A 22,776-nucleotide genomic window follows, 5' to 3' on the forward strand; every position below is an offset into this window, starting at 1 on the left:
AAGCGAGGTGACCGGTCGTGCCCGCACCGACCGCCGACGCACGCCGCCGGGAACTCGGCGACTTCTTGCGGTCCCGGCGCGGCCGGGTGACGCCGCACGAGGCGGGCATCGTGCCCGGACCGCGGCGCCGGACGCCCGGGCTGCGGCGCGAGGAGGTCGCGGCCGCCGCCGGCGTCAGCCTCACCTGGTACACGTGGCTGGAGCAGGGCCGCGTCAACGGGGTGTCGCGGCAGGTCCTCGACAGCCTCGCCCGGGCGCTGCGGCTCGGCGACGCCGAGCACCGGCACCTGCTGGAGCTGGCCGGCGAGCCCGCCGCCGAGCCGCCGGGCCCGGCGACGGTGACCCGCGAGGTCCGCGACCTGCTGGCGATGGTCGAGCCGAACCTCGCCCACGTGGTGACGCGCCGCTTCGACCTCGTGGCCTGGAACGCCCCGCTGGACGCGCTGCTGCGCAGCATGCCCGAGCGGCCGTCCGGCGAGGACCTCAACGTCGTCTGGCTGATGTTCCACAGCGCCTGGATGCGCGAGCGGTTCGTCGACTGGGAGGCCGAGGCCCGCTGGCTGACGGCGCTGCTGCGCAACGAGGCCGGGCGGCAGGTCGGCAATCCCGGCTTCGAGCGGCTCGTGGCGCGGCTGACCGCGACCAGCCCGCGGTTCCGCGCGTTCTGGGAGTCGCACGACATCACGCCGTTCACCCCGTCCGAGCGGCGGTTCCGGCACCCGGACCTCGGCGAGATCACGCTCCGCTACATGAAGATCAACGTCGAGAACGACCCGGACCAGAGCGTCCTGGTGCACTACGCGACGCCCGGGTCGCCGGCCGCCGAGGCCCTCGCCCGCCTCTCACGCGCGTAGCTCCCGGACGGGCGGCGCGGCGGACTCGGGCAGCCGGGCGGGACGCGGACGCAGCGCGCCGGCCAGCAGGACCGTCGGCGCGCAGATGCAGGTGATCAGCGCGAACGCGGCCGGGTAGGACAGCGCGCCCGCCGCCCAGCCGGTCACCGCCGGCGCGGTCAGCCCGGACAGGTAGGTGATCGTCGCGACGCCCGCGACGCCCTCGCCCGGCGTGTTCCCGGCGTTACCGGCCGCCGCGAACACCAGCGGCACGACGGTCGCGACGCCCGCGCCGATCAGCGCGAATCCGGCGATGCCCGGCACCGCGTCCCGCGCCGCCACCACCAGGACGCCGCCGAGCACCGCGACGGACCCGCCGCAGCGGACGACCGCGGCGGGGCCGAACCGGCGGACGAGGCGGTCGCCGGCGAGCCGCGTCCCGGCCATGCACGACATGAAGACCGTGAAGCTGGCGGCGGCGAGCCCGGGGCCGGCGCCGGCGACCTTGGTGAGGTAGACGGCCGACCAGTCGGCGCTCGCGCCCTCGGCGAACGTCGCGCAGAACCCGACGACGCCGATCGCCGCGACCGCCCGGTTCGGCAGCGCGAACCGGCGCGGCGCCGGGGCGTCCGCCGCGCCCGCCCGGTCGGGCAGGAGGCCGCGGCCCGCCGCGGCGCCCGCGGCGAGCAGGACGAGCGCGACCGCCCCGAGGTGGATCCGGGCGTCCACTCCGGCGTGCGCGGCGAGGATGCCGGCGCCGCCCGCGGCGAGGCTCCCGACGGCCCACAGCCCGTGCAGCCCCGACATGATCGGCTTCTTCAGGTGCCGCTCCACCGACACGGCGTGCCCGTTCATCACCACGTCCGACATGCCGGCGCCCATGCCGTACAGGAGCATCGCGGCGAACAGCCAGCCGGGCGCGGGCGACAGGGCGGGCAGCGCGAGGACCGCCGCCCAGTACGCGATCAGCAGCCGGGTGGCGGTGCGCTCCCCGATGCGGTGCGCGATCCGGCTCGCGGTCGGCATCGTCACGAACGCGCCGATGGACGGGCAGAGCAGGGCGAGCCCGAGGACGGTGGCGCCGAGGCCGAGGCGGTCCTGGATCCAGGGGATGCGGGTCGCCAGGGTGCCCGCGACGGCGCCGTGCACGGCGAAGACGGCGGCGATGGCGCGATGGGGACGGCTCATGCCCGATAAACTAACAGGCAGCCTTCCTGATGAAAAGCGGCCACGGGCGGCCCCGCTCACTACCATGGGGCTCGTGAAGACCGCCGACCCGACGATGGCCCGCGCGATCAACGACCGGCTCGCGCTCGACCTGCTGCTGGAACGCGGCCCGCTGACCGCCCCGCAGCTGCGCGCGCTGACCGGGCTGTCCCGGCCGACGGTCTCCGACCTGGTCGAGCGGCTCCGCGCGGACGGGCTGATCGAGGTGGCCGGGGAGACCGGCGCCGACCGGCGCGGGCCGAACGCCCGGCTCTACGGCCTGGTCGCCGGCCGCGCCCACGTCGCCGGTGTCGACCTGCGGCGCGACGCCGTGCACGTCACCGTCGCGGACCTCGCCGAGAACCCGGCCGGCTCGTCGTCGCGTCCGCTGCCCGACGCCCCGGACCTGCCCGGCCTGATCTCGGAGGCGGTCGCCGAGGCCGCCGGAGGCACCGCCCTGCACGCCGTCGTCGTCGGCACCCCCGGCCTGATCCATCCGGGCACCGGCCTGGTGACCGACGGCGACATGCCCGGCTGGCGCCCCGACCTGCGCCGGGCCCTTCAGGACCGGACGTCCGCGCGCGTCGTCGTGGAGAACGAGGTCAACCTCGCGGCCGTCGCCGAGCACCGCGACGGCGCGGCCGCCGGCCACGACGACTTCGCGCTGCTGTGGCTGGACGACGGCGTCGGCGCCGCGATCGTGCTGGACGGGCGGCTGCGGCGCGGCGCGTCCGGCGGCGCGGGCGAGGTGGGGATGCTGCGCTTCGGCGGCAGCGACCTCTGCCACGCGGTCGAGGTCGCGTCCGCCGGGCACCTGGACACCGAGGCGCTCGCGGACCGGGTCACCGAAGGCGTGTTCGCCCTCGTCGCGGTCCTGGACCCCGGCCTCGTCGTGCTCGGCGGCGCGCTCGGGCGCGGCGGCGGCGACCGCCTCGCCGGGCTGGTCGCGGACCGGCTCGCCGAGCTGAGCCCGGCCGCCACGGTGGTGCGCCCGGCCGCCGTGCCCGAGGGGGACGCGGTGCTGCGCGGCGCCGTCCTCACCGCGCTGGACCTCGCCCGCGACGACGTCTTCGGCCGCCCGGTCGCCGCGGGCTGACCGCCCGCCCGCGTCCGTGCCGCCGCCGCGGGCCCCGGCCTACCGCCGCGGTCCGGCCGTCACTCCCGGGGCAGCCGCTCGCCGGTGCGCAGCCGGTCCAGGCCGAGCCAGATGAACTCCAGCGCCATCTGCTCGGCGCGCTCGCGCGGCGTGTCGGGATGCTCCAGCCACCACGACACCATCGACAGCATCGACCCGTACATCAGCGGGACGAGCAGCCGCGCCCGCCGCTCGTTCACCGCGAGGGCGGCCGGCGACAGCTTCGGGTCGGCGCGGCGGCGGCGCAGCAGCAGGTCGGCGAACGCGGTGCCGAGCCGGTCGCGCAGCTCCCGCAGCTCCAGCCCGACCTCCGGCTTGTCCAGGTGCCGGACCACCAGCGACCACGCGTCCGGCTCCTCGGTGGCGTAGTCGAACAGCACCCGGATCATCGCCCGGATGCCGCCCGCCGTGCCGTGCGCGGCGGGCACCGCCTCGTTGAGCCGCGCCGTCAGCTCGCCGACGATCGCCTCCGTGACCTCGGCGAACAGCTCCTCCTTGGACACGAAGTGCTGGTACAGCAGCGCCTTGGACACCTGCGCCGCCGCGGCGACGTGCTCCATCTGCGTGAGGTGGTAGCCGCGCCGGCCGAACTCGGCCAGCGCCACCTGGAGCAGCTGCTCACGCCGCCGGGCGTACGGCATCCGCCGCCGCACGACCGGCCCCGTTCCCGCGGTCCCGGTGTCCGCCGGCCGCGTACCGGCCGGCTCCGCGCCCGCCGGCCCGGTTTCCGCAGGCTCGGTGCCCGCCGGTTCCATGCCGGCGGGCACCGTCCCGTGCGTTCCCGCGTCCCCCGTGCCTCCGGTCATTTCCCGAGGTACTTGCCCAGTTCGGCGCGCGCGACCGAGCGCACGTGGACCTCGTCGGGCCCGTCGGCGAGGCGCAGCGTGCGCAGGCCCGCCCACATGGCGGCGAGCGGGGTGTCGTCGCTGACGCCGGCGCCGCCGTGCACCTGGATCGCCCGGTCGACGACCTCCAGCGCGACCCGCGGCGCGATCACCTTGATCGCCGCGACCTCGGACCGCGCGGCCTGCACGCCCTGCTTGTCGATCAGCCACGCGGTCTTCAGCGTGAGCAGCCGGGCCTGCTCGATCGCCATCCGCGACTCGGCGATCTGCTGGCGCACCACGCCCTGCTTGGCGAGCGGCCCGCCGAACGCCACGCGGGACGCCGCCCGCTCGCACATCAGCTCCAGCGCCCGCTCGGCCATCCCGATCGCGCGCATGCAGTGGTGGATGCGGCCGGGCCCGAGGCGCGCCTGCGCGATCGCGAAGCCGCCGCCCTCCTCGCCGACGAGGTTCTCCACCGGGACGCGGACGTCGGTGAAGGTGATCTCGCAGTGGCCGTGCTGGTCCTGGTAGCCGAACACGGGCAGCGGCCGGACGACCTCGACGCCCGGGGCGTCGATCGGCACCAGCACCATCGACTGCTGCCGGTACGGGTGGCCCTCCGGGTCGGTCTTGCCCATCACGATCATGATCTTGCAGCGCGGGTCGGCGGTGCCGCTGATCCACCACTTGCGGCCGTTGATCACGTAGTGGTCGCCGTCGCGCTCGATGCGGGTGGAGATGTTGGTGGCGTCCGAGCTCGCCACGTCCGGCTCCGTCATCGCGAACGCGCTGCGGATCTCGCCGTCCAGCAGCGGCCTCAGCCAGCGCTCCTTCTGCTCGGGCGTGCCGAACAGGTGCAGGACCTCCATGTTGCCGGTGTCGGGCGCCGCGCAGTTGGTCGCCTCGGGCGCGAGGCTGGGGGAGCGGCCCGTCACCTCGGCGAGCGAGGCGTAGTCGGTGACGCTCAGGCCGTGCGCCGGGTCCTCGCTGTCGGGTAGGAACAGGTTCCACAGGCCGCGCTTGCGGGCCTCGACCTTGAGGTCCTCGACGACCTGCGGGACGTGGTGCTCGCGGCCCTGCTCGCGCAGCTCCGCCCGCTGGGCCGCGTACACCGGCTCCGCGGGGTAGACGTGGGAGTCCATGAATTCCTGGAGGCGGCCGAGGTGCTCCTGGGCCCGCTCGCTCAAACCGAAGTCCATTCCGCTAGAGTAACTGACGAGTCAGTTACTTGGGAGGGAGTCCCCATGGCAGCCTTCGACGGCACGGGCAAGGTCGCGCTGATCACGGGCGGATCCAACGGCATCGGCGCGTCGGTCGCGCGCCGGCTGGCCCGCGAGGGCGCCCGGGTCGTGCTCGCCGACGTCGACGCCGAGGCCGGCGGCGCGCTCGCCAAGGAGCTCGACGGCGCGTTCGTCCGCTGCGACGTCCGCGAGCCCGCCGACAGCGAGGCCGCCGTCGCCGCCGCCGTCGAGCGCTTCGGCGGCCTGGACGTCGCGTTCCTCAACGCGGGCGTCGCCGGCGGGGGCGACCTCGGCGAGGACTTCGACCCCGCGGTGTACCGCCGCGCCATGGGCATCAACCTCGACGGCGTCGTCTACGGCGTGCACGCCGCGCTGCCCGCGATCCGCGCCCGCGGCGGCGGGAACATCATCGCGACCGCCAGCATGGCCGCGCTCACCGCGACGCCCTTCGACCCCGTCTACGGCGCGAACAAGGCCGCGGTCGTCGGCCTCGTCCGCGCGCTCGGCCCCACCTACCTGCCCGAGGGCATCCGGGTGAACGCGCTGTGCCCGTCGTTCGCCGACACCGCGATCCTCGGCGAGATGAAGGGGCGGCTCCAGGAGAGCGGGTTCCCGATCCTCCAGGTGGACGACGTCGTCGAGGCGTTCATGCGGATCCTGGAGGCCGACGGCGCCGGCGAGGCGTGGTACGTCGTCCCGGGCCGCCCGTCCGAGCCGTTCAAGTTCCGCGGCGTCCCGGGCCCGCGCTGAGCCCGCCCGCCCCGCACGAAGGCGCCCACGCACCGAACAGGAGAGTCATGCGCGCGATCCAGATCACCGAGTTCGGCGGTCCCGAGGTGCTGACCGTCACCGAGCTGCCCGACCCGGTCGCCGGGCCCGGGCACCTGCTCGTCGACGTCTCCCGGGCCGGCATCAACTACGCCGACACCCACCAGGCCGAGAACAGCTACCTGTCGGAGTCGACGCTGCCGATGGTGCCGGGCGGCGAGGTCGTCGGCACCACCCCGGACGGCCGCCGCGTCGTCGCGCTCGTCGGCACCGGCGGGTACGCCGAGAAGGCCGTCGCGCCCGAGGCGCTGGCCTGGGACGTCCCGGACGCCGTCGACGACGTCACCGCGCTCGGCATGATCGTGCAGGGGGCGTCGGCGTGGGTGCTGCTGCGGCGCAGCGTGCACCTGGCGCCGGGGGAGTCGGTCGTCGTGCACGCCGCCGCCGGCGGAGTCGGCACCCTCGCCGTCCAGCTCGCCAAGGCCTGGGGCGCCGGGCGCGTCATCGCGACCGCCTCGTCCAAGGACAAGCGCGACCTCGCCCTGGAGCTCGGCGCGGACGTCGCGATCGACGCCAACGAGCCCGACCTGAAGGACGCGCTCATCGAGGCCAACGGCGGCCGCCGCGTCGACACCGTGCTGGAGATGACCGGCGGCACCGTCACCGACCAGAGCCTGAAGGCGCTCGCGCCGTTCGGCCGGCTCGCCTTCTACGGCATGGCCTCCCGCAAGGAGCCGTCGCCGGTGCGGCCCGCCTCGCTGATGTCGCACTCCACGACGATCGCCGGCATGTGGCTGGCGCACGTCTTCCAGCTGCCCGGCGACGTCATGCGCGCCGCACTGGACGAGCTGTTCGGCCTGGCCGCCGACGGACGGCTGCGCGTGGTCGGCGGCGGCGAGTACGGCCTGTCGGAGGTCCGCCGCGCCCACGAGGACCTGCGCGCCCGCCGCACCACCGGCAAGCTCGTCCTCGACCCGTCCCGCTGAGCCCCGCCGGGACCGGACCCGGAACGGCCGCGCTAGCCGACGAGGCCGTTCTCGTAGGCGAACACCACGGCCTGGGTCCGGTCCCGCAGCGCCAGCTTGGTCAGCACGTGCCCGACGTGCGTCTTGATCGTCTGCTCGGCGAGCACCAGCTCGGCGGCGATCTCGGCGTTGGACAGGCCCCGCGCGATGAGCCGCAGCACGTCCATCTCGCGCGGGGTGAGCCCCGCCGTCGCCGTCGGGCTCGGCCGCTGGTGGCGGCGCCGGCGCGCGAAGTCGCCGATCAGCCGCCGCGTGATCGACGGCGCGAGCAGCGCGTCGCCCGCCGCCACCACCCGCACCCCGGTCACCAGATCGGCCGCCGAGGCGTCCTTCAGCAGGAACCCGCTGGCCCCCGCGCCGAGCGCCTCGTAGACGTACTCGTCCAGGTCGAACGTGGTGAGCACCAGGACCTTCGGCCGCACGTCGGCGGGGTCCCCGCCGTCGGTCCCGGCGGGCGCGCCGATCAGCTCGGCGGTCGCGGCCAGGCCGTCCATCTCCGGCATCCGGATGTCCATCACCACGACGTCCGGATCCAGCGCGCGGGCCATGTCCACGGCCTCGCGCCCGTTCCCCGCCTGCCCGATCACCTCGATCTCCGGATCGGAGGACAGCAGCGCCGCGAGCCCGTCGCGGATCATCACCTGGTCGTCGGCGATCAGCACCCGAATCGTCACGACGCCACCCTACGGGGAACGATCAGTCCCCGTACGGCAGCTCGGCCGCGACCGTCCAGCCGGCGGGCGGGCGCGGGCCGGCCGACAGCGTCCCGCCGAGCATGGTGACGCGCTCGCGCATCCCGACCAGGCCGTGCCCGCCGCCCTGCGACCCGTCCGGGACCCCGCGCGGGCCGTCGTCGTCGACGGTCACCGCGAGCGCCTCGGGGCCGTACTTGATCTCCACGTGGACGCGCGAGCCCGGCGCGTACCGGGCCGCGTTGCTGAGCGACTCCTGGACGATCCGGAAGGCCGACAGGTCGACCCCGGCGTCCAGCTGGCGCGGCATGCCGACGACCACGGTGGCGACCGACAGCCCGGAGTTGCGGGCCGCCGCGGCCAGCTCGTCGAGCCGGTCCAGGCCCGGGCTCGGGGCGCGCTCGGCGCCCTCGTCGTCCGAGCGCAGCAGCCCGACCACGCGGCGGGTCTCGGTGAGCGCCTCGCGGGCCGCGTCCCGCACGACCCCGAACGTCTCGCGGGCGGCGTCCGGCAGGTCGGGGATCTTGAACGGGGCGGCCTCGGCCTGCATGGCGATCACCGACATGTGGTGGGCGACGACGTCGTGCAGCTCGCGGGCGATGCGGGCGCGCTCCTCCAGCACCGCCTGCCGGGCCAGGTCCTGCCGGTGCTGCTCCTCGCGGCGGCGCAGCTCCTCCTCCGCGGACCTGCGCCCGCCGACCGCGTCGCCGAAGGTCAGGGCGAGCGCGGTGATCCCGGCGAGGATGATGCCGAACCAGCCCGGCATGCCGAACAGCACGGCGGGCAGCAGCACCGCGACGATCGTCACCGCGCCGACCCCGACGGTCGTCTGCCGGTCGCAGCCGATCCCGGCGAAGAACAGGATGACGACCAGCGCGAGGATCGCGGTGACCGGCCACGGCATGAAGCCGGTGCCGTGCCGGACGAACACGGTGGCCAGCAGCCCGATGGCCGCGATGCGCCAGGCGGCGAGCGGCCAGCGGGCCGCGAAGATCAGCGGGGTCGCCATCAGCACCCCGAGCGGCCAGGCCGCCTCGGCGTCCACGTGGTACGCCGAGATGGAGATCGCGATGGACCCGGCCGTGAAGCCGATCGTCATGGCGAGCAGGACGGCGAGGATCGGCGCGCGCAGCAGGAGCCGGCCGGGGAGCAGGGGGACGGCGGGGTCGTCGTGGCCGGGCACGACGGCGGAGGCGACCCCGGCGAGCAGCCGGGGCCGCGCGCCGGCGCCGGGGCGGTGTGGTTCGTTCATCTCGCTGCGAGCCTAGAGCGCCCGGCGCCGCGCCCGCCTGCCTCCGGGGAGGGAGATCGGGCCGCCCCCGCTGGTATCACCGCTGCCCAGAGCCGGGGCGGCGTCTTCCAGCCTTTCCCGATTGACTTTATAGGGATTGTGGCCCATCCTCGTGGTGTGACGATCTCCGCCGCACTGCACGAACGCCTGCACGTCGATCTGCGCCTCCAGGCCAGCGCGCTGTGTCGCCGGACGCTCCGCTAGCGGACACCCGCTCGCGGCCGCGTTCCCGCACGTTCCACAGCACAGCCGAGGAGAGCGACAGATGACCGTCACCGCCACCGAGTCCGGCGCGCCCGAGTCCGGCACGCCCGCGCAGACCGCACCGCAGGAGGCGGGTGCGCCGTTCGCGCCGGCGCGGCTCGCCGAGCGCGCCCGCGCGCTGGCCGACCACCCGGAGGAGTGGGTCCACCGGGTCCGGCTCGACCCGCAGGGCCGCTGGTACGAGCGCCTCCACCAGGACGCCGACCACGAGATCTGGCTGATCAGCTGGCTGCCCGGCCAGGCCACCGGCTTCCACGACCACGGCGGCTCCGCCGGCGCCTTCGCCGTCGCCCTCGGCACGCTCGAGGAGCACCGCGTGCACGACCGGCGCGAGGTCGGCGCCGGGCAGGTGCGCTCGTTCGGACCCGACTACGTCCACGACGTCCGCAACACCTCGGACGCGCCCGCGGTCAGCGTGCACGTGTACTCGCCGCCGCTGTCGACCATGCGCCGCTACGACCTGGACGCGGGCGGCGAACTCGTCCGCCTCACCGCCGAGTCCGCCGAGGACTGGTGACGCGGGGGCCCGCCAAGGAGCGCGTTCCGGGAACGCGGCCCAACTCCGTCCCAGGGCACGGTCGCGGAACCGCCATTCGCGGGTGGGGCACGGGCAACGCAGCCGCATAAGGTCTTTTCTACGGGGAAGATCCGGCTCCATGAGCACACCGGGAAGCGGATCGAAGACCACGGTAGGCGAGGAGCACGGCGGCCCTTCCCACTCGGCCGCCACCGCCGCCCTCCTGGCCGGAGCCGCGGCGCTCGGCGGGTTCCTGTTCGGTTACGACTCCTCGGTCATCAACGGCACCGTCGACGCGCTCAAGGACACCTTCCACCTCAGCGGCTTCGTCGTCGGCTTCGTGGTCTCGGCCGCGCTGCTCGGCTGCGCCGTGGGCGCCTGGTTCGCCGGCCCGCTCGGCGACCGGATCGGCCGGGTGAAGGTGATGCTGGCCGCGTCCGCCCTGTTCGTGATCAGCTCGCTCGGCTCGGCGTTCGCGTTCAGCGCCGCCGACCTCACCGCGTGGCGGCTGGTCGGCGGCCTGGCGATCGGCGCCGCGTCCGTCATCGCGCCCGCCTACATCGCCGAGATCGCGCCCGCCGAGCTGCGCGGCAGGCTCGGCTCCCTCCAGCAGATGGCGATCGTCCTCGGCATCTTCGCGGCGCTGGTCGTCGACTACGTCATCGCCCAGGTGTCCAAGGGCGGCGCGACCGGGACGTTCCCCTGGGGCGGCGGCGCCTGGCGCTGGATGTTCGCCAGCGCGGCCGTGCCCGCGGTGTTCTGGGGCGTCATCGCCACGACGATCCCCGAGTCGCCCCGCTACCTGGTGAAGAAGCACAAGATGACCGACGCGAAGCGGGTGCTCGCGCGGGTCATGGGCCGCGGCGACGTGGACGGCAAGATCAAGGACATCGTCCGGTCGATCGCCGAGGACCGCGCCGTGCACCTGCGGGACCTGCGCGGCTCCCGGCTCGGGCTGCTGCCGATCGTGTGGGTCGGCATCCTGCTGTCGGTCTTCCAGCAGTTCGTCGGCATCAACGTGATCTTCTACTACTCGTCCTCGCTGTGGCAGGCGGTCGGGTTCTCCGAGAGCAACGCGATGCTCACCTCCGTGATCAACTCGATGGTGAACGTGGCGTTCACGCTGGTCGCGATCGCGCTCGTCGACCGGGTCGGGCGGCGCCCGCTGCTGCTCGGCGGCGCGGCGGGCATGGCGCTGTCGCTCGGCACGCTGACGGCCTGCTTCTCGACCGCCCACGTGGTGGACGGCAAGCCGGAGCTGAGCGGCGCCGCCGGGCCGATCGCGCTCGTCGCCGCCAACGTCTTCGTCGCCGCGTTCGCCGCGACCTGGGGCCCGGTCGTGTGGGTGATGCTCGGCGAGATGTTCAACAACTTCATCCGCGCGTCGGCGCTGGCCGTCGCCGCCGCCGCGCAGTGGATCGCCAACTGGCTGGTCACCACGACCTTCCCCGGCATCTCCGGCTTCTCGCTCAGCCTGGCCTACGGCCTGTACACCGCGTTCTCCGTGCTGGCGTTCATCTTCGTGATCCGGGCCGTCCCGGAGACGCGGGGGCGCGAGCTGGAGGACATGGACCGGCTCGAACGGCCGAGGCGGGAGGCCCGCGCATGACCGCGGAAACCGCCCTGCCGGGCGCCGCCCGCGTCGGTTACGATGGACCCATGCAGGCCGTATCGCTCGTGCTCGAGACGACGACGCCGGGTCGCCCCCGGCGCCACGGCCGCATGCACTGACATCGCACGCTGTGAAGGCCCCGGGAGCGATCCCGGGGCCTTCACCGCTTTCCGGGGTCGTTCCGGGGCCTCCCAGAGGAGGACAGGAGCAGTCCGATGGAGCCGGATGCGTCCGGGGCACACCCCGAGTCGATAGCATCGGAACCCGTTGATCCCAACCCACCATCCCGAGGAGTACCCGTGTCCACCGTGTCTGAGCTGCGCATCACCCTCGACGGGAGCGAGCGGGCGGTGCCGGCGGGCACCACCGCGGGGCAGGCACTGGACGCCGACGGCCGCACCGTGATCGCCGCCCGGGTCAACGGCGAGCTGCGCGACCTGGCCGGGGAACTGCACGACGGCGACGCCGTCGAGCCGGTCGAGATCGGCTCCGACGACGGCCGGGCGATCATGCGGCACTCCGCCGCGCACGTCATGGCGCAGGCCGTGCAGGAGCTGTTCCCCGAGGCCAAGCTCGGCATCGGCCCGCCGGTCGAGAACGGCTTCTACTACGACTTCGACGTCGCCGAGCCGTTCACCCCCGACGACCTCAAGCGCATCGAGAAGCGGATGCGCGAGATCGTCAAGCAGGGCCAGCGGTTCTCCCGCCGTCCCGTCTCCGACGAGGACGCCCGCGCCGAGCTGGCCGCCGAGCCGTACAAGCTGGAGCTCATCGGCCTCAAGGGCTCGGGCCCGGTCGAGGACGCGGCGGACGGCGCGAACGTGGAGGTGGGCGGCGCCGAGCTGACCATCTACGACAACCTCGACGCCAAGTCCGGCGAGCTGCGCTGGAAGGACCTCTGCCGCGGCCCGCACCTGCCGTCCACCCGCGTCATCCCCGCGTTCAAGCTGATGCGGTCCGGCGGCGCGTACTGGCGCGGCAGCGAGAAGAACCCGCAGCTGCAGCGCATCTACGGCACCGCGTGGGAGTCCCGGGAGAAGCAGGACGAGTACCTGAAGTTCCTGGAGGAGGCCGAGAAGCGCGACCACCGCCGCCTCGGCGCCGAGCTCGACCTGTTCTCCTTCCCCAACGAGATCGGCAGCGGCCTCGCCGTCTTCCACCCGAAGGGCGGCGTCGTCCGCCGCGTCATGGAGGACTACTCGCGGCGCCGCCACGAGGACGCCGGGTACGAGTTCGTCAACACCCCGCACATCACCAAGGGCAACCTGTTCGAGATCTCCGGCCACCTCGGCTGGTACAAGGACGACATGTTCCCGCCCATGGAGGTGGACGGCGGGGACTACTACCTCAAACCGATGAACTGCCCGATGCACAACCTGATCTTCCGGGCGCGCGGGCGGTCCTACCGGGAGCTGCCGCTGCGGCTGTTCGAGTTCGGGTCGGTGTACCGGTACGAGAAGTCCGGCGTGGTGCACGGCCTCACCCGCGTCCGCGGCATGACCCAGGACGACGCGCACATCTACTGCACCCGCGACCAGATGGTCGGCGAGCTGAAGAACCTGCTCACCTTCGTGCTCGACCTGCTGCGCGACTACGGCCTCAACGAGTTCTACCTGGAGCTGTCCACCCGCGACGAGTCGGAGAAGTTCATCGGCTCCGAGGAGGACTGGGCCGAGGCCACCGCGGCGCTGGAGGAGGCGGCGGGCGACTCGGGGCTCGACCTCGTGCCCGACCCGGGCGGCGCGGCCTTCTACGGGCCGAAGATCTCCGTCCAGGCCAGGGACGCGATCGGCCGGACCTGGCAGCTGTCCACCATCCAGGTCGACTTCAACCAGCCGAAGCGGTTCGAGCTGGAGTACCAGGCGGCCGACGGCACCCGCAAGCAGCCCGTCATGATCCACCGGGCGCTGTTCGGGTCGATCGAGCGGTTCTTCGGCGTGCTGCTGGAGCACTACGCCGGCGCCATGCCGCCGTGGCTGTCGCCGGTGCAGGCGGTCGGCATCCCGATCGGCGACGCGCACGTCGCGCACCTGGACCAGGTGGCCGCGCGGCTGCGCGAGCGCGGGATCCGGGTGGAGGTCGACTCCTCCTCCGACCGGATGCAGAAGAAGATCCGCAACGCGCAGAAGCAGAAGATCCCCTACATGCTGCTCGCCGGCGACGAGGACGTCGCCAAGGACGCGGTGTCGTTCCGGTACCGCAACGGGGAGCAGAAGAACGGCGTGCCGATCGACGAGGCCGTCGAGGAGATCGTGAAGGCCGTCGAGGCCCGCGTCCAGATCTGACACCCGCCCGTCCCGGGCCGCGCCCGCCCCCGCGCGGGCGCGGCCCGAGGGCGGTCATCCCCTCGAGATCGCGAAAGGCGCGCCGGCCCGCGCGCCGACCGCCCACACCGTTCCTGTGCCGGGGACGTGCGCCAGCGCGGTGATGGACGTCTTGGAGCCGGACACGGTCGCCTCCCTGCGCCAGGTGCCGTCCGCGTAGTGCAGCAGGTCGGACGTGCCCGCGAGCGTGCCGCTGTCCACGGTCGCCCAGAGGCCGCCTGTCCTGTCGTCGGCGAGTGCGCCGCCGAAGTGGGCGCCGCCCGGTGCCGCCGCCTCCTGCCAGGCGGTCCCGTCCCAGTGGTACGAGCGGTCCACGCGCTGCTCACCGGCCGTGGTGTACCCGGTCGCCCAGACGTCGTCGGGGCCGAGCGGGAGGACGCTGAGGAGGGTCCCGCGCGCGTTGGCGAGCTGCGGGGGCGTCACGGTGCGCCAGGACGAGCCGTCGTAGCGCGCGGCGTACGGGGCGCCGTTCGCATCCGCGCCGACGGCCCAGACGTCGTCCGGGGTGCGTTCGCTGAGGCCGCTGATCGTCGCGGCGAGCGAATAGGGGATCCAGGCGAGCCCGTTCCACCGGTACACCGGCGAGCCGTTGTACCGGGCGTTCGCGGTTCCCGCGAGCCACGCGCCCTGCTGGTCGGCAGCAAGGGCGGCGATGTGGTCGAGTCCCGTTGGTGCTTGCAGTTCGGTCGACGTGGTGCCGGTGAAATGGGCGATGTAGTCGGGGCCCTCGTCGCTGTACTCGCTGTACCGCATGCCGACCGCCCACAGATCGCTCACCGAGACGGCGTCCAGGCGGAGGATCCGGCCGAGGTCGGGCATCCCCGGTGTGTTCAGCCAGTGCCATGCGGCTCCGTCCCACCGCTGAAGGGTCGGATTGAGGAGCGCCGGGAGCGACCAGCACACGACGCCGAGGCACGGATGGTCGTTGGGGCGCTCGAACTGGTACCCACCGGTCCAGACGGCGCCGGGTGAGGCGGCGGCGACGGCGAGGAGGGCGCTATCGCCGACCGTGGGGGGCGCGGGTTGCACCGTCCATTCGCCGGAGGCGCGCGCCGTATTGGCGGGCACCGCGAGGACGGCGGCGACGACCGCGCCCGTCGCCACGGCGGCGAGCCCGGCGCGCAGGGCACGGGCGCGTGTCGTTCTGGCGATCGTCATGTCACGCAATATGTGACAACGCGCCGGTTACTCTCTTGTCCGGAGCGTGACAAGTTCTCCGTGCGCGGCGTGATCCGCACTGGGCACAATCGCGGGATGTGTCCACGCAACGGGCCCCGCGAGCGGATGCTCGACGCCACTTCCGCGATCGTGGAGGACGGGGACTGGGGCGCGCTGCGCCTCGCCCGCGTCGCGCGGGCCGCCGGGGTCAGCCGCCAGACCGCCTACAACGAGTTCGGGTCCAAGGTCGGGCTCGGCCGCGCGCTCGTCGAACGGGAGGTCGACGTCTTCCTCGGCGGCGTCCAGGAGCGGATGGAGCGGCACGCCGACGACGTCCCGGCGGCGGTGGAGGCGGCCGTGCTGTTCGCGCTCACCGAGGCGGAGCGGCGGTCCCTGCTGAAGAACATCTTCGGGGCCGGGCGGTCCCGCGACGACGAGCTGATCGCGCTGGCGACCCGCGGCCGGGACCCGGTGGTCGGGCACGTGGTCGCGGCGTTCCGCGGCTACGCCGACGCGACCTGGCCGGACGTCCCCGTCGACGTCAAGGACCTGCTGGTCGAGACGTTGATGCGGGTCACCGTCAGCCACGCGGTCGCGCCGCTGCACGCCCCCGCCGAGGTGGCGCGGAGCCTGGCGGAGCTGACCCGGCGGCTGCTGGCCTGAGCGCGGCGGCCCGCCGCCCGTGAGCGGACGTGCGGGATGCGCGGAGTTGGTAGCCTCAACGGTCACGTTCACGGACCGGGGAGACGAGCGAGATGAAGTCCACGAGGCCGCGGCGGCCGGGGCCGCGGCGGGCGCGCTCGGTCTGGGGCCGGATCGCCGGCTACGGGGGCGCCGCGCTGCTCGTGGCCGCCGCCATCGTGGTGCTCCTGGTCCCGCTGCTCGACAAGGACAAGGACGGCACCGGCGCCGCGGGGACGACGAGTCCCGGCGCGTCGCCCACGGCGGGCCTGGGCGGCGTCCCGGGCGCCTCCGGCGGGCCGGTGAACCCGACCAACCCCGTCCCGCAGAACACCGGCGGCTCGCCCTACACGGGCGGCGGCCAAGGGGGCGGGCAGAGCGGCGGACAGGGCGGCGGCATGCAGATCCCCGACCAGAACGGCACGGGCGGCACCGGGTGGTGCCCGCAGGGGACGGCGTTCTACCGCGCCGCCAAGGGCGGTGTCGATGTCACCATCACGGTCTCGTCCAGTGGCGCGATCCGCGCCGAGTTGTCGATCAAGGGGCACGCGCCGCAGGCGCAGCAGACGACGGTGTCGGGCGGCAGGCCGCACACGTTCCGGTTCAAGGGCGTGGCGGCGCAACTGGTGCGGCGGGTGAAGGTGACGACCGTGTCGGTCGGCGTGGCGATGCAGAACTGCTACGCACGGCCCGCCTGACGACCGAGGCCGCCCGGTACGCGGGCGGAGTCCGCCTAGCGCGCGTGTCCTGCGTCCAGGCCCGTTCCCATGGGCGGGAGGGGAGCGGACGCGGCGCCCGCCTCGCCGGAGCCGGGCCCCGACGTGCGGCGGACGTCCTCGACCGTCACGTTGACCGCGGCGACCCGGGCGCCCAGCATCAGCCCGGCCATCCGCGCGACCCCGGCCTGCACCGCCGCCGCCACGTCCCTGATCACGTGGCCGTACTCGACGGCGATGCCGACGTCGACCGTCACCGCGTCGCCGGCGGACCGCACCCGCACCCCCGACCCGAGCGCGCAGACCCCGCCGACCTCCAGCGCGGCGAGCACGGCGACCTTCTCGGCCACCTCGTCGCCGACCGTGATCCGTCCCTCCACCCGGGGCGGCGCGGCGGGCGGCGCGGCGGGCGGCGCCGCATGCGCGCCGCCCGGCGGGCCCCCGGCGGGGGGCGCGGGCAGCGGCGAGCCCGGCGGCGGCACCGGGCCCGGCATTCCCGGCGCTCCCGGGAAGAACGGCGTCGGACCCGCTCCCGGGCGCGGCTCGGCGCCGTCTCCGGCGCGGCCCTTGTCGAGCTCGGTCATGATCGCTCCCACTGTTCGGCTGGACGACCCATGGTGTCGGAGAGCCGGGCGGGACGTCACGCCCCCTCCCGCGGGCGCGTCCGGCGTTCGGCGGGGGCATCCCGGCTACGTGCCGGCGCGCGGGTCTCTCTATGCTGCTGGTCAGGCCGTGAACAAAAGGAGACCGCCGCCTTGACCACAGAGCCGGAGAAGCCCGTGGAGCAGCAGGGGCGCGACGAGGCGTCCGGCGAGGGCGCCGCGGAGCACCAGTCCCGCCTCGAGGAGGAGAGGGGCGGCGCGGGCGTGCCCGACAACTTCCAGCGGCTGTGGACTCCGCACCGGATGGCCTACATCAAGGGCGAGAACAAGCCCACCGGGCCGGGGGCCGGGGAGGGCTGCCCGTTCTGCGAGATCCCGGCGATGAGCGACGAGGACGGCCTCGTCGTCGCCCGCGGCCGGTCGGTGTACACCGTGCTCAACCTCTACCCGTACAACTCCGGGCACCTCATGGTCGTCCCGTACCGGCACGTCGCCGACTACGGCGAGCTCGACGAGGCGGAGTACACCGAGCTGGCCGTGTTCACCCGCCGCTCGCTCGCCGCGCTGCGCAAGGCCAGCGGCGCGCAGGGCTTCAACGTCGGCATGAACCTCGGCCTGGTCGCCGGCGCCGGCATCGCCGCCCACCTGCACCAGCACGTGGTGCCGCGCTGGGGCGGGGACACCAACTTCATGCCGGTCGTCGGGCACACGCGGGTGCTGCCGCAGCTGCTGCGCGACACCCGGCAGATCCTCGCCGACGCCTGGCCGCAGGACTGACGGTCCCCTCGCGCGCGGGCGGCCGCGGGCCACGGCATGATGGACGCCATGACGCGACGCGAGCGGCCGGTGCTGGTCTACGACGGAGACTGCGGGTTCTGCACCACCTCGGTGCGGTTCCTGGAACGCCACGTGCCCGTGGACGCCGAGGTCGTCGCGTTCCAGTTCACCGACCTCGGCGCGCTCGGCACCACCCAGGAGCGCGCCGAGCACGAGGTGCTGTGGGTCGACCGGGCGGGACGGGTCAGCGGCGGCGCGGACGCGATCGGGCGGCTGCTCACGGCCGCCGGCGGGATCTGGCGCGTCCCGGGCGTGGTCATGCGGACGCCGCCGGTGAGCTGGCTCGCGCACGCCGTGTACCGGCTCGTCGCGAACAACCGGCAGCGGATGCCGGGCGGTACGGCCGCCTGCATGCTGCCCGCCGCGCAGCGCCCCGGCGCACAGAGCTGACCCCAGCGCCCGGGACTGACCCCCGCGCCGCGCGGTGCGGGCCTTCAGACCGCCTCGGGCGCGGTCGCTCCCGCCCGGCCGCCGAGCACCCGGCGGAGCCGCACCGGCACGTGCCCGGTGAGCCGCTCCAGCGGCAGGAACGCCGCCAGCCAGATCGCGTGCGGCAGGAAGTGGATGCTCATCAGCGCGTAGGTGACGGCGTGGAACCCGGCGAAGAACAGCACGAACAGGTACAGCGGCCGCCCGCGCAGGAACAGCAGCGCCGGTGAGATCGCCTCCGCCGTGAACATGAACCACTGGCTGGCCTTCAGCAGCACCGGGTAGTCGATGAGGCTGCGCCCGAACGCCGTCCCGCGGCGGCTCAGCGCCCACTGGACCGTCGCCCCGTTCGGCCACTCGGGGAACCCGCCGATCTTCACCTTCGCCCACATGGACAGGAAGTAGGCGGCCACCACCGAGACCTGGATCCCGCGCACCGCCCACGCGGACGCCTCGCACCCGCGCTCGTCGTCGATCCGGGCCCGTCCCACGCTCGGCAGGACGAACAGCGCCACCACGAGCGCGAGGTGGTCGTGGTCGACCTTCCCGTACGACATGCTGATCGTGACCCACCACAGGTATCCGCAGGCGCAGACGTAGCCCGTCAGGCGCGGCAGGAACCGGCCCGTCGCCGCGGCGAACCCGGCCGCGAGCGTCACGGCCAGCAGCGCGTACATCGCGGCGGGCGTCGGCGCGGGCAGATGCAGCAGCCGCCCGAGAAGCACCGGCTGGTACAGGTCGGCGGGCAGCCGGGCGTGCGCCAGCGAGCTGCCGGTCAGCAGCAGCATGTCGAACGGCAGGAACACGTACCCGAGGAGGCGCAGCCAGGCGATCCGGGCGCGGGGGACCGGCCCGAACCACCACCGGCCCCACGGCGTGCGGGCGAGGTCCGGCCCGGGGCCCGCCGGTGCCACGGGCCGGGGCGCCTCCGGCGTCGCGGCGGCGGTCACCGCACGTCCCAGACCACGCGGTTGACGCGCTTGGTCGACACGACCTTGCCGTGCTCCAGCCTCTTGATCTCCTCCACGACGTAGACCCGGGTGAGCCGCGGGTCGCCGGGGTGCAGCCGGTGCTGCCCTTCGGCGATGCCCTGCAGCAGCGACGGGTCGCGGACGATCCGGCCCATCTGCCCCTCGATCTCGGCGCGCTTCATGCCCGTCCCGACGGCGTCCCGGGACAGCTCGACGTGCCGGCCCTCGGCGGTGTCGGCCTCGAGCCAGAACGAGCCGATGGTCCCGCCGTCGTTCTTCACCGAGAACGCGAACTGCGTCATCGGCCCGATGGGGAAGTCGTCGTTGCTTCCGAACGCGCTCGTGAACAGCAGCGCGGCGACGAACACCGCGCCCGCGAGCGATCGCCAGAGGCGCGCGCGGGCGCCCAGGCGGAGTGGGGGGAGGCTCACCGGACAAGCCTAGATCGCTGCGCGTCGCAGCTGCGACACGGTGACGAACTCGAAACCGCGGCCGCGCAGCCCGCGGATCATCGCGGGCAGCTGCGCGACGGCGGTCTCCCGGCTGGCGGCGCCGACGTCGTGGCCGAGGACGATGGTGCCGGGCCGGGCGTTGTCGACGACGGCGGCGACCATCTCCGCCGGCTCGTGGCCGAGCCGCCGGTCCTGCACCAGCAGCGACCACAGCACGAGGTCGTAGCCGTGCTCCGCGGCGACGTGCAGGGTGGTGCCGCCGAGCCGGCCCCACGGCGGCCGCAGCAGCGTCGGGGCCCGCCCGGTGACCTCCTCGATCGTCCGGTGCGTGCGGTGGATGGAGCGGCGGGCGTGCGCGAGGCTCAGCTTGGACAGGTCGTCGTGCTTCCAGGTGTGGTTGCCGACCTCGTGCCGGTCGAGCCGGCCCTCGACGAGGCGGGCGTTGCGGGCGAGCCGGCTGCCCACCATGAAGAACGTCGCCGGCGCCTTCGCCTCGTCGAGCGCGTCGAGGGCCTGCGGGGTCCACCGCTCCATCGGCCCGTCGTCGAAGGTCAGCGCGACCAGCCGGCGGCGGGTGTTCACCGCCCAGACGACGTCGACCTGCCGGTCGGGCGGCTGCCAGGAGTCGACCGACGCCGCGGACGCGGGGGTCGGCGGGTCCTCCCGGCGCCACGCCTGCTCGGTGGCGAACCCGGCGCCGCCGGCGAGCAGCCCGCCGGCCGCGAGGCCGAGGCCCCGGATGATGTTGCGGCGCCTGGGCCGGGCGGGCCGCCGGTCTTCCCCCGTGTCTTTCATGGCGCAGTCAGAGTTTCACGCCGCGAACCGCCCGCCATCGCCCCAGATGCCGAAATCGGAGTCACCCTCAGGGATGAGTCCGCGCCGCCATTTGGACGACTCCGGAAGGATCAAGGGAGGTGTCCCGGGGGGACCAAGCGGTCCCAGGGGGCCGAGCGGCGGGCGGGGCGGGGAAGCGGCCCGTCCCGCCCGCCGGCGACCTAGTCGTGCACCGCCTCGGCCTTGGCGACCTTGTCGGCCAGGTGCGAGGGGAGCGGCTCGTACCGCAGGAACGCCCGGTCGAACGTGCCGGTGCCCTGCGACATCGACCGCAGGTCGATCGCGTACCGGACGATCTCCAGCTGCGGCACCTCGGCTTTGATCATCGTGCGGCCGCCCGGCACCGCCTGCGACCCGAGCACCCGGCCGCGCCGCGAGGTCAGGTCGGACATCACCGCGCCGACGTACTCGTCGGCGATCAGCACGCTCACCTCGTCCACCGGCTCCAGCAGCAGCACCGGCACCTGCCCGGCGGCGTCCTTCAGCGCGAGCGCCCCGGCGGCCTGGAAGGCCATGTCGGAGGAGTCCACCGAGTGCGCCTTGCCGTCGTACAGCGTGACCTTGATGTCGACCAGCGGGTAGCCGGCGGAGACGCCGCGCTCCATCTGCTGCCGGACGCCCTTCTCGACCGACGGGATGAACTGCCGCGGCACCACCCCGCCGACGATCTTGTCGACGAACTCGAAGCCCTCGCCGGACGGCAGCGGCTCCACCTCGATGTGGCAGATGCCGTACTGGCCGTGGCCGCCGCTCTGCTTGACGTGCCGGCCGAGCCCCTTGGCGGACCCGCCGAACGTCTCGCGCAGCGGCACCCGCAGCTCGACCCGCTCGACCTCGACGCCGTACCGGGCGCTGAGCCGGTCGATCAGCACGTCGGCGTGCGCCTCGCCCATGCACCACAGGACCAGCTGCCGCGTCTCGGCGTTGTTCTCCAGCCGCAGCGTCGGGTCCTCGGCGACGAGCCGGCCGAGCGCCTGGCTGAGCTTGTCCTCGTCGGCCTTGGACTGGGCGCGGATCGCGACGGGCAGCAGCGGGTCCGGCATCGTCCACGGCGCCATCACCATCGGCGACGACGGGTCCGACAGGGTGTCGCCGGTCTCGGCGCGCGACAGCTTCGCCACCGCGCAGATGTCGCCGGCGCCGCACGAGGCGACCGTCCGCTGGGTCTTGCCGAGTGGGGAGGTGAGGGCGCCCACCCGTTCGTCGACGTCGTGGTCCTCGTGCCCGCGCTCCTCCATGCCGTGCCCCGAGACGTGCACGGTGGAGTCGGGGCGCAGCGTCCCGGAGAACACCCGGACCAGGGAGATCCGCCCGACGTACGGGTCGGACGTGGTCTTGACCACCTCGGCGACCAGCGGCCCGTCGGGGTCACAGCCGATCTCCACCGGCGGCCCGCCCTTGACGGGCGTCACCTGGGGGATGCCGTGTTCGAGGGGCGAGGGGAACGCCTGGGTGATGACCTCCAGCAGCTCCAGCATGCCGACGACCGGGCCGGGGTGGTCGCCGTGCGGCACCGACGTGGCGAGGACCGGGTAGAAGCTGCCGCGCGCCACCGCGGTCTCCAGGTCCTCGATGAGCGCCTTGACGTCGATCTCCTCACCGGACAGGTACCGGTCCATGAGGGTCTCGTCCTCGCTCTCCTGGATGATCCCCTCGATCAGCGACGCGTGCTGCTCGGCGATCTGCTCCAGGTACCGCGGGTCGGGCGCGCACTCGGTGCGCTTGCCGGTGGAGTAGTCCAGGCAGCGCTGCGTGAGCAGCCCGATCAGGCCCTTGAGCCCGTCGCCGTCCGCCGCCGGGAAGTACAGCGGGAGCACGCCCTCGCCGAAGGCGTCCTGGCAGCCGAGCACCACGTCGTCGAAGTCGCCGCGCTGCTGGTCGATCTTGGTGATGACGACCGCGCGGGGCATCCCGACCCGCGCGCACTCCTCCCAGATCATCCGGGTGAGGCCGTCGATCCCGTCCACCGCGGAGATCACGAACAGCGCCGCGTCGGCGGCCCGCAGCCCGGCCCGCAGGTCGCCGACGAAGTCGGCGTAGCCGGGGGTGTCGATGAGGTTGACCTTGATGTCGCCGTGCGTGAGCGGGGCGAGCGCGAGGTTGACCGAGCGCTGCTGGCGGACCTCGACGTCGTCGAAGTCGCTGACGGTGGTGCCCTCCTCGACCCGGCCGGCCCGCTGCAGCGTGCCCGCCGCGGTCAGCAGCGCCTCCACGAGCGTGGTCTTTCCCGCCCCCGAATGGCCGACCAGCGCGACGTTGCGCACCCTGTCGCAGCCGCCGGCCTCCGGTGCCCTGCCGGGGGCTCCCGGATGTCCTCCCTTGTCCGCCATGACTACCTCCTCGGACGGGCCTCCTCGCGGG

The 22,776-nt window shown here is 74.1% G+C and carries 22 protein-coding genes; 11 read left to right on the plus strand and 11 right to left on the minus strand.

The window, feature by feature from the left end:
- Positions 1 to 17: 17 nt before the first annotated feature.
- Positions 18 to 854, plus strand: coding sequence for a helix-turn-helix transcriptional regulator (locus amrb99_RS14800; RefSeq protein WP_190856525.1), 837 nt, complete (start codon positions 18 to 20; stop codon positions 852 to 854).
- Here the strand turns inward: amrb99_RS14800 and amrb99_RS14805 are convergent.
- A complete protein-coding gene (locus amrb99_RS14805; RefSeq protein ID WP_206699943.1) occupies positions 843 to 2,021 on the minus strand; it encodes an MFS transporter in 1,179 nt (392 codons plus the stop codon). The genes amrb99_RS14800 and amrb99_RS14805 overlap by 12 nt on opposite strands.
- A gap of 73 nt (positions 2,022 to 2,094) precedes the next feature.
- Between amrb99_RS14805 and amrb99_RS14810 the strand changes: the two genes are divergently transcribed.
- The gene (locus amrb99_RS14810) at positions 2,095 to 3,135 is read left to right on the plus strand and encodes an ROK family transcriptional regulator (RefSeq protein WP_347256679.1); all 1,041 of its coding nucleotides are present in this window, start codon (positions 2,095 to 2,097) and stop codon (positions 3,133 to 3,135) included.
- A gap of 59 nt (positions 3,136 to 3,194) precedes the next feature.
- Here the strand turns inward: amrb99_RS14810 and amrb99_RS14815 are convergent, their stop codons facing one another.
- Positions 3,195 to 3,980 (minus strand): TetR/AcrR family transcriptional regulator, encoded by a 786-nt coding sequence (locus amrb99_RS14815; RefSeq protein ID WP_241755565.1) that lies wholly within the window; start codon positions 3,978 to 3,980, stop codon positions 3,195 to 3,197.
- Complete coding sequence (locus tag amrb99_RS14820; protein ID WP_190856528.1) at positions 3,977 to 5,200, minus strand: acyl-CoA dehydrogenase family protein; 1,224 nt, start codon at positions 5,198 to 5,200, stop codon at positions 3,977 to 3,979. Before amrb99_RS14820 ends, amrb99_RS14815 begins: the two co-directional genes overlap by 4 nt.
- Positions 5,201 to 5,245: 45 nt before the next feature.
- Between amrb99_RS14820 and amrb99_RS14825 the strand changes: the two genes are divergently transcribed.
- Positions 5,246 to 5,992 carry an SDR family NAD(P)-dependent oxidoreductase gene (locus amrb99_RS14825; RefSeq protein ID WP_190856529.1) on the plus strand — a complete coding sequence of 249 codons (747 nt, stop codon included), beginning with the start codon at positions 5,246 to 5,248 and terminating at the stop codon, positions 5,990 to 5,992.
- 47 nt (positions 5,993 to 6,039) lie between these two features.
- Entirely contained in the window at positions 6,040 to 6,996 is a 957-nt protein-coding gene (locus amrb99_RS14830; protein ID WP_190856530.1) for an NADPH:quinone oxidoreductase family protein, read from the plus strand.
- 32 nt (positions 6,997 to 7,028) lie between these two features.
- On the opposite strand, the gene amrb99_RS14835 is transcribed toward amrb99_RS14830, so the two are convergent.
- Together amrb99_RS14835 and amrb99_RS14840 are read right to left on the minus strand one after the other, a co-directional pair.
- Complete coding sequence (locus amrb99_RS14835; protein WP_190856531.1) at positions 7,029 to 7,709, minus strand: response regulator; 681 nt, start codon at positions 7,707 to 7,709, stop codon at positions 7,029 to 7,031.
- Positions 7,710 to 7,731: 22 nt separating this feature from the next.
- The gene (locus amrb99_RS14840) at positions 7,732 to 8,979 is read right to left on the minus strand and encodes a sensor histidine kinase (RefSeq protein WP_190856532.1); all 1,248 of its coding nucleotides are present in this window, start codon (positions 8,977 to 8,979) and stop codon (positions 7,732 to 7,734) included.
- 304 nt (positions 8,980 to 9,283) lie between these two features.
- Between amrb99_RS14840 and amrb99_RS14845 the strand changes: the two genes are divergently transcribed.
- From amrb99_RS14845 to thrS, 3 genes are all read left to right on the plus strand, one after another.
- A complete protein-coding gene (locus amrb99_RS14845; protein ID WP_190856533.1) occupies positions 9,284 to 9,799 on the plus strand; it encodes a cysteine dioxygenase family protein in 516 nt (171 codons plus the stop codon).
- 139 nt (positions 9,800 to 9,938) lie between these two features.
- Positions 9,939 to 11,408 carry a sugar porter family MFS transporter gene (locus amrb99_RS14850; protein ID WP_190856534.1) on the plus strand — a complete coding sequence of 490 codons (1,470 nt, stop codon included), beginning with the start codon at positions 9,939 to 9,941 and terminating at the stop codon, positions 11,406 to 11,408.
- Positions 11,409 to 11,710: 302 nt separating this feature from the next.
- Complete coding sequence (gene thrS / locus amrb99_RS14855; RefSeq protein WP_190856535.1) at positions 11,711 to 13,696, plus strand: threonine--tRNA ligase; 1,986 nt, start codon at positions 11,711 to 11,713, stop codon at positions 13,694 to 13,696.
- A 54-nt stretch (positions 13,697 to 13,750) separates the two neighbouring features.
- Here thrS and amrb99_RS14860 read toward each other — a convergent pair whose 3' ends face one another.
- Positions 13,751 to 14,893 carry a hypothetical protein gene (locus amrb99_RS14860; RefSeq protein WP_190856536.1) on the minus strand — a complete coding sequence of 381 codons (1,143 nt, stop codon included), beginning with the start codon at positions 14,891 to 14,893 and terminating at the stop codon, positions 13,751 to 13,753.
- 96 nt (positions 14,894 to 14,989) lie between these two features.
- Between amrb99_RS14860 and amrb99_RS14865 the strand changes: the two genes are divergently transcribed.
- Together amrb99_RS14865 and amrb99_RS14870 are read left to right on the plus strand one after the other, a co-directional pair.
- Entirely contained in the window at positions 14,990 to 15,556 is a 567-nt protein-coding gene (locus amrb99_RS14865; RefSeq protein ID WP_190856537.1) for a TetR family transcriptional regulator, read from the plus strand.
- A gap of 92 nt (positions 15,557 to 15,648) precedes the next feature.
- A complete protein-coding gene (locus amrb99_RS14870; protein ID WP_190856538.1) occupies positions 15,649 to 16,272 on the plus strand; it encodes a hypothetical protein in 624 nt (207 codons plus the stop codon).
- 35 nt (positions 16,273 to 16,307) lie between these two features.
- Here the strand turns inward: amrb99_RS14870 and amrb99_RS14875 are convergent, their stop codons facing one another.
- Positions 16,308 to 16,874 carry an Asp23/Gls24 family envelope stress response protein gene (locus amrb99_RS14875; protein WP_206699944.1) on the minus strand — a complete coding sequence of 189 codons (567 nt, stop codon included), beginning with the start codon at positions 16,872 to 16,874 and terminating at the stop codon, positions 16,308 to 16,310.
- Between the two features lie 282 nt (positions 16,875 to 17,156).
- Between amrb99_RS14875 and amrb99_RS14880 the strand changes: the two genes are divergently transcribed.
- Complete coding sequence (locus tag amrb99_RS14880) at positions 17,157 to 17,669, plus strand: HIT domain-containing protein (RefSeq protein WP_347256684.1); 513 nt, start codon at positions 17,157 to 17,159, stop codon at positions 17,667 to 17,669.
- A 48-nt stretch (positions 17,670 to 17,717) separates the two neighbouring features.
- Complete coding sequence (locus amrb99_RS14885; protein WP_206699945.1) at positions 17,718 to 18,119, plus strand: DUF393 domain-containing protein; 402 nt, start codon at positions 17,718 to 17,720, stop codon at positions 18,117 to 18,119.
- A gap of 44 nt (positions 18,120 to 18,163) precedes the next feature.
- Here amrb99_RS14885 and amrb99_RS14890 read toward each other — a convergent pair whose 3' ends face one another.
- The 4 genes from amrb99_RS14890 to amrb99_RS14905 all read right to left on the minus strand — a co-directional run bounded on the left by amrb99_RS14890 (position 18,164) and on the right by amrb99_RS14905 (position 22,745).
- Positions 18,164 to 19,108, minus strand: a complete 945-nt coding sequence (locus tag amrb99_RS14890; protein WP_190856539.1) for a hypothetical protein — start codon at positions 19,106 to 19,108, stop codon at positions 18,164 to 18,166.
- A complete protein-coding gene (locus amrb99_RS14895) occupies positions 19,105 to 19,560 on the minus strand; it encodes a hypothetical protein (RefSeq protein WP_190856540.1) in 456 nt (151 codons plus the stop codon). Before amrb99_RS14895 ends, amrb99_RS14890 begins: the two co-directional genes overlap by 4 nt.
- Positions 19,561 to 19,569: 9 nt before the next feature.
- Positions 19,570 to 20,376 carry a polysaccharide deacetylase family protein gene (locus amrb99_RS14900; RefSeq protein WP_190856541.1) on the minus strand — a complete coding sequence of 269 codons (807 nt, stop codon included), beginning with the start codon at positions 20,374 to 20,376 and terminating at the stop codon, positions 19,570 to 19,572.
- Between the two features lie 200 nt (positions 20,377 to 20,576).
- Entirely contained in the window at positions 20,577 to 22,745 is a 2,169-nt protein-coding gene (locus amrb99_RS14905) for an elongation factor G-like protein EF-G2 (RefSeq protein WP_190856542.1), read from the minus strand.
- Positions 22,746 to 22,776: the final 31 nt, after the last annotated feature.

The sequence above is a fragment of the Actinomadura sp. RB99 genome (assembly GCF_014706005.1).
Taxonomy (GTDB): Bacteria; Actinomycetota; Actinomycetes; order Streptosporangiales; family Streptosporangiaceae; genus Spirillospora.